We start from the raw sequence: 12,484 nt of genomic DNA, 5'->3' as shown, positions 1-12,484 counted from the left end.
GACCGCTGATCACCAAGGCCACGAAATCCTCGACGGTCGCGCTCAGCGTGCTCAGCCGACGGCGGTCACGGATGTGCGGGTGCCGGTGGCCGGGGCCGCCGCTGTCGGTGGTGCGCTCCTGCAACAGCATGGACACCCGGCGTGTTCGGGGCCGGTCAGAAGTACTTGCCGGTGCTGCATTCGAGGGGGTTGCGGCTGTCGGTGAAGCCCTTGGTCTCCGTCTTGCCACCGTAGGTGATGCTGCCGGAGAACAGGCAGGCACCAGAAGAACCTACTTGCATGCGGATCGGGCCGGCGTAGTACTTGTAGCTCGCCGAGTCAGTCTGCTGCCTTCCGGAATTCCACTGCTTGAGCCACGCCTTGGTCGGCGCGGCCTTGCCATAGGCGGAACCGGTGTGCAGGGTTACGACGCACCCGTACTGCTTGCTGCTGTTGTAGAGAAGGTAAGTCCTGGCATAGGTCATGGTCACGTACTTCACGACCTTGTAGCCACTGCCGCAGACGCCCTCCGGCGTGTAGCCCGCGGCATCGGCGGGGGTCGCGACGGCAGCGAGGGTCGCGGTTGCGACAGCCGCCGTGGTCAGCCGCTCAGCTAGCTTCATGAGTCCCCTAACTCAGGCTGGGAAATTGCCTGGCAGGCTACAACGCGTAGTTGTCGAAGATCACACGCAAGATGATCACAGTCTTAACGATCAAAGAACTCATGAGATCGCCCCCAGGTCTCACGATCACTCAATGGCTTCTCACGATCGACGTCCCCAAACGCTGGGCAGCAGCCGCCCAGGAACGCGAACTCCGACCGGGTACTGCCAATCGATGAGCGGGTGGGGGCGGTGGGAGTCACGCGGTCGCCTGCGGTGCCCGCTCGTCGATGAGGCCGGCCGCCACGAGGTCGCTCCACAGCCGTTCCGGCACCTGCCTGGTGGACGCGGCCAGGTTGCGGCGTACCTCCTCGGCTGAGCGCATGCCGACCACGATGCCGGCGACCGCCGGGTGTCGCAGGGGGAAGGCCATGGCGGCTTCGGGCAGGGTCACGCCGTGGTCCTCGCAGACGTCGGCGATGCGATGCGCCCGCTCCAGCACCTCCACGGAGGCGGGACGGTACTCGAATCGCGCATCGGGCCCGGGGCGTGGTGTCGCAAGGACGCCGGAGTTGAGGACGGAAGCCGCGAGGATCGAGATCCCTCGTTCGGCGCAGGCCGGCAGCAGCTCGTCGAGGGCCGACTGTTGCAGCAACGTGTAGTAGCCGGACAGCATGACGACGTCGACGTCGGTTTCCCGGACGAGCCGGGTGAGCAGGCCGGTGTCGTACATGCCCGCCCCGATGGCGCCGACCACGCCCTCCGCCCGCAGTTCGGCCAGCGCGGGGTAACCGTCGCGGAACGCGGCCTCGAAGTGCTCTTCGGCGTCATGCAGAAAGAGCACGTCGAAGCGGTCGACGCCCAAGCGGGTGAGGGAGTCCTCGACGCTGCGCCGGATGCCGTCGCGGGAGAAGTCCCAGACCCGCCGGTGGGTCGCGGGCACGTGGAAGAACTCGTCCATCCGGCCGGCCGGGTCCTGCGGGAGCAGCAGGCGGCCCACTTTGGTGGACAGGACGTACTGCTCGCGCGGCACCTGGCGCAGGAACTCGCCGATCCGGCGTTCAGAGTGTCCGATGCCGTAGTGCGGTGAGGTGTCGAAGTAGCGGATCCCGCCCTCCCAGGCCGCAGCCAGCGCCTCGGCAGCCGCGTCGTCGGTCAGCGGCGCGAACAGGCCGCCCAGTGGACCGCCGCCGAAGCCCAGTTCCGTGACCTCCACCGTGCTGCGCCCGAGCCGCTTGGTCTTCATCCCGCCGTCCTTCCTGACAACCGTGCGCCTCCATGCGTTCACGATCACAGCCCGGGTGCTGGGCGGCCAATCAGTTAGCGCATTGCTTAATCGGCTCCTCCGAGGCCCGGTGAGCAGCTCACCGAGCACGGTGCGGCGGCGCGTCGAGGTGGCCGGGCGATGGTCGCCCTGGACGGCCGTATCGTGTGGCAGGCGTCTCATCACATGTGGGGGCCTCGCCTCGGGAAGGACAGAGATGGTTCACGCCACCGCGAGAACCCCCGGTGCGTCGCCGGAGGATTACGGGTGGGAAGAGGGCAGCGGGCTCGGTGACATCTACACGATCGTCTTCGTCCACGGGCTCGACGAGCGCGCGGTGCTCAGCCGGCTCGGCGCCGCGGACGAGGACATCCGGCTCATCGAGGACGAGGACTACTCCCAGCCGGAAGAGCGGGAAATCATCACCGTGAGGCGAATCGGTGACTGGACCGTCGCGATCGAGGACTGCGGCTGGCGGGGCTCGCACCTGGAAGCCCTCTGCCCCCTCTCCCGTGACGGCGGCCAGGCAGTGGCGGTGATGCGGCACGACTACGCCGCCAGGCACCGCCTTGCCTACGCCGTCGACGGCGTATACCTCACCGACATCAACCCGACCTTCCCCATCGAGAGGCGTGGCGCGGATCCTGACCGGCTCAATCGACACCTTCGTGAGCTGGGCATCGATCCAGCCGCCGACGACCTCGTCGACAACGCCATCCCGGCGGCCCTGGCAATCGCCGGCCGGATCACCAACGTCGTGATCACCCCGCAGCACCTTCGCCGTCCCGTCCCCGGTGCCTACTGACAGTGAGAGGGCGAGGCGGCTTCCGGATCCGTTCGGTGGCACGTGATCTTCGACCGGTGCTGCCGAGGTCGCGGCCTTCCACCGCTTGATGAGACTCCTGGAGTGCGGGACGGTCAGCGTCCCGCACGACCACCGTGACCCCGCCGGGCGGAAGATCGACATCGCGGTGACCCGGCCGGCCGCCACGGACGAGACCCGCCGGCTCGGCGCCGTCGCCGTCCTGCCGGGAGGGCCTGGCGGCCCCGAACTGACCACGGATCGCAAACCCGGCGATCAGCGCAGGCCGTGCGAGCGCGGGGAGGCCGCACTCCCGCGAGCGTCCCCGTCGCACGTGACCTGGCGGGTGTCTCGGAGAGTCGGCGGGTTTCGATGGTCCGTCTCACCTGATTGACGTGTCCGCCGCCCATCCGGCCTGTTTACGATCACCGGAGAACCGTTGTCCACGACGATCAGATGGAGGCCGCGTGTCAATTGGCGGCACACGTTCGAGAGCCTGGGCGTTCTTCGGTGTCCTCACGGTCGCGGTCGTCGTGACAGTGGCGATCGTGGCCTTCCGCGGCACCGATGACCAGCGATTCATCCGCTCGGCGGCGGAGATGGAGGCGTTCGCGCGCACGGTCGGGGAGGGTGACCGGCTCGGCCCGCGCGCCGTCGGCGGGATGGACTTCGAGGAGGTCCGCCGCGAGCACGGCGTCGTCGTCTTCCAGCGGGGCGAGTCGTTGCACAGCCCCTACGGCTACGCCTGGAGTCCGCAGGGCGATCCGGCGCCGATCCTCGAGGACGTGGAGTGGCCGGAGGACCACGTCGATCACTACTTCGAGCACCTGGAGGGCGCCTTCTACTCCTGGCAGGGAAGGCGCTGACACACCATCGAACCCCCAGGCCAGAGGGCCGGACGCGGCGAGGCGTCGACAGGCCGACTGGAGCGCCATGTCGAATGTCAGGAAAGACGTCGTGCGGTACTTTTCAGCCATGCATCGCGTCGTGGCGCTCATCCGCCCACCGCAGTCCACCTTCGAACTCGCGTGCGCGGCCGAGGTGTTCGGGATCGAACGGCCGGGGCTTCCGACGCGCTACACCTTCACCGTGTGCACCGAGCGCCCAGGACCGGTGGCGACCTACGCCGGGTACGACATGCTCGTGACCGACGGGCTCGACGCGCTCGACCGGGCGGACACCGTGATCGTCGCCGGGTGGCTGCCCACCGAGGAGCCGCCCTCGTCCGCGGTCGTCCTGGCGCTGCGCCGGGCCCACTCCCGCGGGGCGCGGGTGGTCAGCATCTGCTCCGGCGCCTTCGCGCTGGCGCACGCCGGTCTGCTCGACGGACGACGGGCGACCACCCACTGGACGCTGGCGGACAAGCTCGCCGTACGCTTCCCGCGCGTCCAGGTCGACCCGGACGTCCTGTACGTCGACCACGGCGACGTGGCCACCAGCGCCGGCGCGGGGGCCGGCATCGACCTGTGCATGCACCTGGTCCGCGGCGACCAGGGCGCCCACTACGCCGCCCACATCGCGCGGACCATGGTCATGCCGCCGCACCGCGAGGGCGGGCAGTTGCAGTACTCGGCGCCGCCGCACCCCGCACAGATCGACGGCACGCTCGCGCCGTTGCTGGAGTGGATCGGCGGGCGCATCGGCGCGACGGTGACCGTCGAGAGCATGGCCGCGCACGCGGGCCTCTCGACGCGTACCCTCGCCAGGCGGTTCGCCGAGCAGCTCGGCACCAGCCCCGGGCAGTGGCTGCTCGCCCAGCGGATCGCCACGGCCCGGGACCTGCTGGAGTCCTCCGACCTCCCCGTGGACGCCGTCGCCCGCCGCGTCGGCCTCTCCTCGGCCACCAACCTGCGCAGGCGCTTCCTCAACACCCTGGGCACGACACCCGGCGCCTACCGCCGCGCCTTCCGCGCCAAGCCCCGTTGAGCCCGCCGGTTCGACGGTGGCGGTGAAGCCGTCGAACGTCGCGCCGGGCGAGGGCGCTACAGGACCTGGCGGGCCTGCTCGGCATCGGCCGGGAAGAGGTGGCGGTCAGGCGCGGGCAGCCACTGGCTCCGGGGGTCGAAGGGGCGATAGCAGTCCTTCACGTGGGCGACGAGCAGCGGCAGCGAGGGGTGGCGGTTCGCCTCGTGCCACACGAGGGACCAGGGGTACACGGGCGTGGGGTCGGTGACCAGGATCTCGACGACCTCCGGGGCGACCGAGTACTGCCTCTTGTTGCCGAACGTGATGAGGTCCGGTGAGGCCGCGATTCTCTCCATGATGTGGTCGCGGCCGAAGACCGGCCCCGAGCTGTCGATGTGGACGCCGAACTCGGCGCTGAGGAAGCGGTAGTAGTCCGCCCACTCACTGTCGCGGGCGTTGCCCGGCATCCAGGCCGTCAGGCCCGACAGCTCCCGCATCGGCACGCGCCCGCGGCCGGCGAGCCGGTGCCGGCGGTCGACCAGGATGGAGATCGGCTCCAGGCAGGCCGGTACGCGCTCGATCCCCGGAGGGAGGGTGCCCGTGGTTCGGCCGAACCCCGCGTCGATCGACCCGTCCGTGAGCGCCGAGGCTCGTGAGACGGCGCCGCGGGAGACGACGATGTCGACGTCGACGTCGCCGGCCTCGTAGAAGGCCCGGACCAGGTCCATCGACGCCGCGCCGCGCCCGAGCACGTCGATGCGCAGGGGGCGACCGCGGGCGCGGAGCATCGCGACGGCCTGGTCGGCCAGGCTGATCAGCGCGCGGGCGTGCGGGAGGAACGCCTCGCCGTCGCCGGTCGGCCTGGCCCCTGCGCGGGACCGGACCAGCAGGGAGACGCCCAGGTCGGACTCCAGCCTGGCGATTCGTTTGGACACGGCCTGCTGCGACATGCCCACCCGTTCGGCCGCCTCGGTGAAGTGCCCGTCGTCGACGACGGCGAGGAAGGTCCTAACGGCACCGAGGTCTAGCTCCATGAACAACTCCCGGTTGTCTTCCGTGACCTGCCGATTGTGGATCCTTCGAGGCAGGCTCCGGCTCGACGCGCGACGCCTGTCGTCTCCAGGACAACCGCCAGGAGTATAACCGGCGAACGGGCGAGTCACCTTTCCAGCGGCACCCGTCGCGCCAGCACCTTGCGGTGGCTGATGCGCCAGCCCTGGTCCACGCGTACGACGACGTCCTCGTAGGTCACGCTGGCGCACGTGCCGTCGGCGTTGACGCCGATCCCCTTCGAGAGCGCGTACACCCGGCCGCCGAGCCGCTCGTCCAGGACGAGGTTCGTGACGTGGTGTCCGACCGGGTTCAGGTCGCCCAGGGCGCGGCCCGCCTCGGCCAAGGCAGCCACCCCTCTCAGGACGTCCTGCCCGAAGTCCGTGACGTCGTAGGTGACGTCGGTGGTGAACACCTCGTCCAGGCGGTCCAGGGCCCCGTTGTCGCACAGGTGCCCGTGCATCGCGATCACCTCGGCGATCACGAAGCGGTCTTCGCAGGTAAGAGCCATGACGATCCTCGGTCGGCAGGTAGCGGAGTCGTGGGGGGCACGACGCCCGAGGGCGGGCTCGGGGCGCGCGGCGGGCGATCCGGGGAACTCCCCGTTTCGCGGTGGCGCTACCATAAGCGGGGAATTCCCCACTTCGCAACCAGGGAGCAGGGCGATGAGCCATCCGGACCGGTCGGCGGCCGCGCGACGGCCGCGCAGGGCCGACGCGGCGCGGAACGCCCGGCTGCTGCTCACGGCGGCGAAGGAACTCTTCGACGAGCACGGCCCGGAGATCGCGCTGGACGAGGTGGCGCGGCTGGCAGGCGTCGGCAACGCCACCCTCTACCGGCATTTCCCCACCCGCCAGGACCTGATCGTGGCCGTGTACGCCGACGAGGTGACCACACTCTGCGCACGAGGGGCCGCACTGCTCGACTCCGAGCCGCCGGGCGAGGCGCTGTTCATCTGGCTGGACGGCTTCGTCGTCCACGTCGCCACCAAGCGCACCCTGGCCACGGCGGGGACATCGAGCGACGACCGGCGCCGCACCACGCTGTTCGACCAGTGGCACGCGTCCATGCGGTCGACCGCGCAGGAGCTGCTCACCCGGGCCCAGGAGTCCGGCGCGGCCGACCGTACCCTCGCCGTGGACGACCTGCTCGCGCTCGCGAGCGCGAGCGCCGTCGCCGGCGGCGGCCCCGAGCACGCGCGCCGGCTCCTGCGCATCCTGCGGCACGGCTTCGCGGGCCCCCGGACTCACCCCTGCGCCCGGACGAGCACGTCCTGAGCTGACGGCGGCCGAGCGGGGATCTCGGCGCCCCCGCTGACGACCCCGGTACGGCCGGTCCAGAAGCCCGAGGCGGGGGCGATCGTCGCAAGGGAAGTCCGGCAGGGCGGCCGTCGCTTCCAGGCGCGCCCTCGCCGCAGAGCACGAGTCGCCCTATCACCGAGTTGCTTCGCCGTCACCGGCACGCGGCCCGCCTGACGCTGGAGGAACTCGCCGAGTACTCGGGCATCAGCGCCCGCACCCTGCCGGATCTGGAACGCGGGCGCGGCAAGGCCCCCGGCACCGCACCGTCTCCACTCACGGACGCGCTCGCCGTCCGCGCCGCGCACGCCCTGCGGCCGGACTTCCCGCACAGGGTGCTCTTCCTCGACCTGTTCGGCGTGTCTCCGCACCCGCTGCCCGCCAAGGAGGCCCCGGCCCTGCTGCTTCGCGCGCCCGGCACCGCGGACCACCGATCGCCTCGGACGGCGTGGCCGCGCGCGTGCACGCACCGCTGCCCTCCTCGGGGCGGCCCTCCTCCGTCGGCAGGGCCGCGAGCCGCTCCAGGGCGACGGCCTGCCGACGCCGAGGCGAGCAGCCGCTGCCGCGACCTGGCTGCCACCACCCCCTGACGCGCGCCGTGCCCGGTTGCCGAGTGGGCAAGCGCCCATTAAAGTGGGCACATGCCCACTCACCCTTCGCCCTCCGGGAACGAACCCCACAAGGCCCGCCACATAGCCGAATCGTTCGGGATCGACGCCGAACGCTACGACCGGGCCCGCCCCGGCTACCCCGAGGCCCTGATACGGCGGATCACGGCCGCCGGCCCCGGCCGGCGGATCGTCGACGTCGGCTGCGGCACCGGCATCGAGGCCCGGCAGTTCATCGCGGCCGGCTGCGAGGTGCTGGGGGTCGAGCCGGACGCGCGGATGGCCGAGTTCGCCCGCCGCGGCGGGGTCGAGGTCGAGGTGGCCACGTTCGAGGACTGGGACGCCGCCGGGCGTACGTTCGACGCGGTCGTCGCCGGGCAGTCGTGGCACTGGGTGGACCCGGTCGCCGGCCCGGCCAAGGCGGCGCGGGTGCTGCGTCCCGGCGGCCTGCTGGCGGTGTTCGCCCACGCGTACGACCCGCCCGCCCCGGTCATGGAGGCGTTCACCGCCGCGCTGCGGCGGGTCGCGCCCGACTCGCCGTTCGGGTCCGGCCCACCGCGACCGGCCCGGGAGATCTACGAGCAGATGTGCGCCACGTTCGCCGACGGCATCCGGCGGTCAGCCGCGTTCTGCGAGCCGGAGCAGTGGCGTTTCGCCTGGGAGCGGCACTACACCCGCGCCGAATGGCTCGACCTGCTGCCCACCACCGGCGGCCTGACCAGGCTCCCGCCGGACCGGCTGGCCGAGGTGCTGGAGGCCGTCGGCGCCGCCGTCGACGCCCTCGGAGGCGGCTTCACCATGCCGTACACGACGATGGCCGTCGCCGCCTCACTGCCCACCTGACTCTGAGACTGGGCGGTTACGGAAAACCTTGCTCGGCCGGTCACATCTGCAGGCTCCGATTTGTCTCCCTGCCGGACCCCTTCGATCCCCGGAGGGCGAGTGCTGAGAGAGGACGGGACCAATGGCGCACGTTGTGATCATTGGCGGCGGGTTCGCGGGCGTGTGGAGCGCGGCGGGGGCGGCGCTGGCGCGTGGGGACGCGGAGCTGCGCATCACGCTCATCGCGCCGAACGAGCACCTGGTGCTGCGGCCCCGCCTGTACGAGCCGGAGCCGGACCTGGCCAAGGTGGAGCTGAGCAGGATCCTCGGGCCGATCGGCGTCGAGCACCTGCGGGCCACGGTCAGCACGATCGACACCGTCCGCCGCGTGGTGGTGGCGGACGGCGCGGAGGTCGGCTACGACCGGCTGGTGCTGGCGGCGGGCAGCGGGCTCGTCCCGCCCCAGGGGCTGCCGGGCGCGGAACGGCTCTTCGACATCGACACCCTGGACGGCGCCCGGCGGCTCACCGAGCATCTGCGCGACCGGGAGGACTTCTCCGCCGTGGTCGTCGGCGCCGGGTTCGTCGGCCTGGAGGCCGCGACCGAACTGGCCGCCCGGGGCCGGGTGCTGCTGGTGGACCGTGCGGACGTGGTCGGCGACCAGCTCGGCTCCGGCCCGCGCGCGGTGATCGAGGCGGCGCTGGACACGCTGGGCGTCGTACGCCGGCTGGGGACGACGGTGACGGAGGTCGGCGACGGCTACGCCGTGCTCTCCGACGGTGCCAAGGTCGAGGCGGACGTGGTGGTCTGGTCCGTCGGGCTCAGGGCCAGCGCTCTCACCGGGCAGATCTCCGGTGATCTCGACGACCTCGGCCGGGTCCCGGTGGACCGGCACCTGCGCGCCCTGCCCGAGGTGTTCGCCGCCGGGGACACGGCCGCGGCCGCGTACGACGCCGGGCACACGGTCATGCAGGCCTGCCAGCACGCCACCCCGCTCGGCAAGGTCGCCGGGCACAACGCGGCGGCCGACCTGCTCGGCAGGCCGCTGCGCGACTTCACCCCCGGCCCGTACGTCACCTGCCTGGACCTGGGCGGCGCCGGCGCCGTCTTCACCCGGGGCTGGGACCGCAGGGTGATGGCCTCGGGCGCCGCGGGCAAGGAGGTCAAGATGTGGATCAACCACCACATCCACCCGCCGGTCGACGACGCCGCGAGGCTCCTCGCCGCCGCCGACAACGTCTACCTCGAGATCCCCTTCTTCCCCCTCACCGAGGAGGCCGCCGCGCCCACCGCCTGAGCCCCGGCTCAATCGTCGCGGTCCTCCCGTCGCGCGCGCGGCCGGGTCGCCGGCGGGAGGGCCGCGGCGACGCAGTCGAGTACGCGTTCCAGCCCGTACCGGAACTGGTCGTCGCGGCCCAGGCTCAGGTGGCGGGTGCCGGTCGCGATCTTGGTGAAGATCGGGTAGTCCCCGCTCGACAGCAGCCGCTCGACGTACGGGTAGCTCCGCGCCAGCCATTCCGGCTCGCTGAGCCCGCTGCGGCGGATCTCCTCGGCCCGGCTCACCTCCTCGCGCGCGGCGCTCTCGACGTAGCCGTTCAGTATGGCCATGAGGCCGAGGTTCTCGTCGATGGAGAGGTAGGGGTCGAGGACTCCCATCACGCGTTCGATCAGGAGCAACTGGTTGGGGCCCAGGGCGAGGAGCGAGCGGTGCACGGTGGCGACCCAGGGGTGGCGCAGCCACATGGCCCGCACCTCGTGGGCGTAGCGGGTCAGGTCCGCGCGCCAGTCGCCGGAGGGCACGCCCTCGAGGTCGATCTCCCCCTGCAGCCGGTCGGCCACGAGGACGATGAGGTCGTCGCGGCTCGGGACGTAGCGGTAGAGGGACATCGCGCCCGCGCCGATCTCGGCGGCGACGCGCCGCATGGTGACGGCCTCCGCCCCCTCGGCGTCGGCGATCAGGATCGCGGCCTCGGCGATCTGCGCGCGGCTGTAGGCCGGTTTCGGCCCGCGGGCCGGGCGCTCGGGCCGCATCCAGATGTTCGTGTACTCGGCATCGGCCACGGCTCCGCCTCCCACTTGCGTACGTCGTACCCAGTAATTAGCCTGACCATCATCAAACCGCGTACAACGTACCAAGCGGAGGGGATCATGGCGGGAAGGCGGGGACGGTGAGCGCCTGGCCGATCGGCGAGGACGACCGCGACGCGGCCGTACGGCGTCTGCAGGAGGCGTACGCCGAAGGGCGCGTCTCGCACGAGGAGATGGACGAGGGCCTGCACCGGGCCCTCACCGCCACCACGCACGACGAGCTGGAGTCTGCCCTGGCCGCGCTCCCGGCGGAGAACGCCACCTCCACGATCGCCGCCGTCAGCGGACGGATCCGCCGGCGCGGCGCGTGGCGGGTGCCCAGGACGCTCAGGGTCGAGTCGGCGCTCGGCAGGGTGCGGCTGGACCTGTCCCGGGCGGTCATCGACCATCCGGTGATCGACATCGAGCTGTGGCTCGGCACCGGCGGCGCCGAGATCAGGGTGCCCCGTGACGCGATCGTCGACGTCGAGGGACTGCGCGCCGAGTGGAAGGCCCCGCTCCACAAGGCCCGGCGGCGCTCCCGTCCCGGCGGGCCGAGGATCCGGATCTCCGGGGCCATGGGGCTGGGACGGTTGACGATCCGCCACGCACGACGCTGAGTCCCCCGCGGTCGGCCGGGGCCGCGCGGGGTTCCCGGGTCAGCCGGTCTTTCGGGCGACGCGCATGCCGACCTGCACGTACGGCGTGCCGTCGGGCAGCGCGGCGAAGACCACCGGCCAGAACTCCTCCCCGGACGGCAGGCCCGTGGCGGCGAACACCGACCGGGTCTCCGACCGCGACACCGGCACCAGGCCGGCCTCCAGCGGCGGGGAGTAGCGCCTCATGTCGCCGACGAACTCGTAGCGCATGCGCCCGGCGCCGTCCGCGTCCTGGCCGATGGTCGTGACGACGCCCTGCCGCCGGTACGTCCCCACCAGCGGCGCCAGGTCCACCTCGGGCGGGTTCGGCGGCGGGGCGAAGGGCGGCGGCAGGCGCACTCCGGCCAGTTCGTCCAGCAGTTCGGGGACGAGGTCGGCGTACAGGCGGCCGACCGCGCCGCCGTTGGCCAGCAGGGCCACGGCCACCCCCGCGTGCGGGATCACGCGCAGGTAGGAGTGCTGGGAGACGGCGTTGCCGTCGTGGCCGAAGCCGGGGACGCCGTCCCAGTCGTGCAGGGTCCAGCCCAGGCCCCAGCCGTCGGCCCAGAAGCTCCACTTGTCCAGGCTGTCCGCGTGGCGGCGCCGCATGGCGGCGACGGCGTCGGCGGGCAGCACGCGGGTCCCGTCGGGGGCGAGCCCGCCGTCCAGGTGCATCCTGGCGAAGCGGACGACGTCCCCGGCCGAGACGATGACCCTGCCGTACGGGCCGGCCGAGCGCGGCATCAGGTCCCAGACCGGGGCCGGGTCGGGCATCCGGCCCGGTTCGCCCAGGTGGCCCATGGCCGCGCGGAACCGCAGCGCCTCCTCCGGCAGCGTCATCGAGTGCCGCAGCCCGAGCGGATCGAACAGCCGCTCCTTCATCGCCTGGTCCCACGTCCGGCCGGTCAGCACCTCCACGACGCGGCCCAGCACCACGTATCCGGAGCTGCCATAAGACAGGGCCGTGCCCGGCGGGCAGTCCAGCGGCACGTCCCGCAGGGCCGCGACGTATCCGGCCAGGCAGTCGTCTCCCCGCCCTGAGTCGTGCATGAAGTCGTTGGTCAGGCCGCCGGTGTGCGACAGGAGCTGCCGGATCGTGATCGTCGCGGTGGCCTCCGGGTCCGGGGTGGCGAACTCGGGCAGCACGCTCACCACGGGCGCGTCCAGGTCGAGGTCGCCCGAGCCGACCAGGTGCAGCACGAGCGTGGCGGTGTAGACCTTGGCCAGCGAGCCGGACAGGAACACCGAGTCGGTGGTGGCCGCCACCCCCGTGCCGCGATGCAGCAGGCCGCCGGCCAGTTCGTGGACGGCGCCGCCGGTCAGCACCGCCAGGGCGGCTCCCGGGACGTGGTGGGCGGCGAGCAGCTCGTCGAGCCTGGCCTGCCACCGGGCGGGGTCGAAAAGCGATGATGTCATGAAAACCTCCGTACAGTGTGCGGTGTCCGAACA

At 71.9% G+C, this 12,484-nt stretch carries 14 protein-coding genes; 8 read left to right on the top strand and 6 right to left on the bottom strand.

Annotated elements, in window-relative coordinates; translation table 11 throughout:
- Positions 1-155: 155 nt before the first annotated feature.
- Positions 156-602, bottom strand: coding sequence for a spore-associated protein A (locus tag ACZ6S0_RS23280; protein WP_465921137.1), 447 nt, complete (start codon positions 600-602; stop codon positions 156-158).
- Between the two features lie 238 nt (positions 603-840).
- Positions 841-1,827: an aldo/keto reductase gene (locus tag ACZ6S0_RS23275; protein WP_465921135.1), complete on the bottom strand. Its 987-nt coding sequence runs from the start codon at positions 1,825-1,827 to the stop codon at positions 841-843.
- A 235-nt stretch (positions 1,828-2,062) separates the two neighbouring features.
- Between ACZ6S0_RS23275 and ACZ6S0_RS23270 the strand changes: the two genes are divergently transcribed.
- From ACZ6S0_RS23270 to ACZ6S0_RS23260, 3 genes are all read left to right on the top strand, one after another.
- Positions 2,063-2,650: a DUF6461 domain-containing protein gene (locus ACZ6S0_RS23270; RefSeq protein WP_465921133.1), complete on the top strand. Its 588-nt coding sequence runs from the start codon at positions 2,063-2,065 to the stop codon at positions 2,648-2,650.
- Positions 2,651-3,114: 464 nt separating this feature from the next.
- The gene (locus ACZ6S0_RS23265) at positions 3,115-3,513 is read left to right on the top strand and encodes a hypothetical protein (RefSeq protein WP_465921130.1); all 399 of its coding nucleotides are present in this window, start codon (positions 3,115-3,117) and stop codon (positions 3,511-3,513) included.
- Between the two features lie 109 nt (positions 3,514-3,622).
- Positions 3,623-4,573 carry a helix-turn-helix domain-containing protein gene (locus ACZ6S0_RS23260; RefSeq protein ID WP_465921129.1) on the top strand — a complete coding sequence of 317 codons (951 nt, stop codon included), beginning with the start codon at positions 3,623-3,625 and terminating at the stop codon, positions 4,571-4,573.
- A gap of 56 nt (positions 4,574-4,629) precedes the next feature.
- Here the strand turns inward: ACZ6S0_RS23260 and ACZ6S0_RS23255 are convergent, their stop codons facing one another.
- Entirely contained in the window at positions 4,630-5,586 is a 957-nt protein-coding gene (locus tag ACZ6S0_RS23255; RefSeq protein WP_465921127.1) for a LysR family transcriptional regulator, read from the bottom strand.
- 125 nt (positions 5,587-5,711) lie between these two features.
- The gene (locus ACZ6S0_RS23250; protein ID WP_465921126.1) at positions 5,712-6,113 is read right to left on the bottom strand and encodes a nuclear transport factor 2 family protein; all 402 of its coding nucleotides are present in this window, start codon (positions 6,111-6,113) and stop codon (positions 5,712-5,714) included.
- A gap of 154 nt (positions 6,114-6,267) precedes the next feature.
- Here ACZ6S0_RS23250 and ACZ6S0_RS23245 point away from each other — a divergent pair, with 154 nt between their 5' ends.
- The 4 genes from ACZ6S0_RS23245 (at position 6,268) to ACZ6S0_RS23230 (ending at position 9,627) form a co-directional block, all read left to right on the top strand.
- Positions 6,268-6,879: a TetR/AcrR family transcriptional regulator gene (locus tag ACZ6S0_RS23245; RefSeq protein WP_465921124.1), complete on the top strand. Its 612-nt coding sequence runs from the start codon at positions 6,268-6,270 to the stop codon at positions 6,877-6,879.
- Between the two features lie 164 nt (positions 6,880-7,043).
- Positions 7,044-7,490, top strand: a complete 447-nt coding sequence (locus ACZ6S0_RS23240) for a helix-turn-helix domain-containing protein (RefSeq protein WP_465921122.1) — start codon at positions 7,044-7,046, stop codon at positions 7,488-7,490.
- Between the two features lie 51 nt (positions 7,491-7,541).
- Positions 7,542-8,351 (top strand): class I SAM-dependent methyltransferase, encoded by an 810-nt coding sequence (locus ACZ6S0_RS23235; RefSeq protein WP_465921120.1) that lies wholly within the window; start codon positions 7,542-7,544, stop codon positions 8,349-8,351.
- Positions 8,352-8,472: 121 nt separating this feature from the next.
- Positions 8,473-9,627, top strand: coding sequence for an NAD(P)/FAD-dependent oxidoreductase (locus ACZ6S0_RS23230; RefSeq protein ID WP_465921118.1), 1,155 nt, complete (start codon positions 8,473-8,475; stop codon positions 9,625-9,627).
- Between the two features lie 8 nt (positions 9,628-9,635).
- Here ACZ6S0_RS23230 and ACZ6S0_RS23225 read toward each other — a convergent pair whose 3' ends face one another.
- Entirely contained in the window at positions 9,636-10,391 is a 756-nt protein-coding gene (locus ACZ6S0_RS23225; RefSeq protein ID WP_465921115.1) for a TetR/AcrR family transcriptional regulator, read from the bottom strand.
- Positions 10,392-10,498: 107 nt separating this feature from the next.
- On the opposite strand from ACZ6S0_RS23225, the gene ACZ6S0_RS23220 reads away from it, so the two are divergent.
- Positions 10,499-11,017 carry a DUF1707 SHOCT-like domain-containing protein gene (locus tag ACZ6S0_RS23220; RefSeq protein WP_465921111.1) on the top strand — a complete coding sequence of 173 codons (519 nt, stop codon included), beginning with the start codon at positions 10,499-10,501 and terminating at the stop codon, positions 11,015-11,017.
- A 39-nt stretch (positions 11,018-11,056) separates the two neighbouring features.
- Here ACZ6S0_RS23220 and ACZ6S0_RS23215 read toward each other — a convergent pair whose 3' ends face one another.
- The gene (locus tag ACZ6S0_RS23215) at positions 11,057-12,451 is read right to left on the bottom strand and encodes a serine hydrolase domain-containing protein (RefSeq protein WP_465921109.1); all 1,395 of its coding nucleotides are present in this window, start codon (positions 12,449-12,451) and stop codon (positions 11,057-11,059) included.
- Positions 12,452-12,484: the final 33 nt, after the last annotated feature.

This window comes from Nonomuraea sp. NPDC051298 (assembly GCF_055586305.1).
Note: the sequence above shows the minus strand (reverse complement) of the source record. Positions and strands in the feature narration are given on the sequence as shown.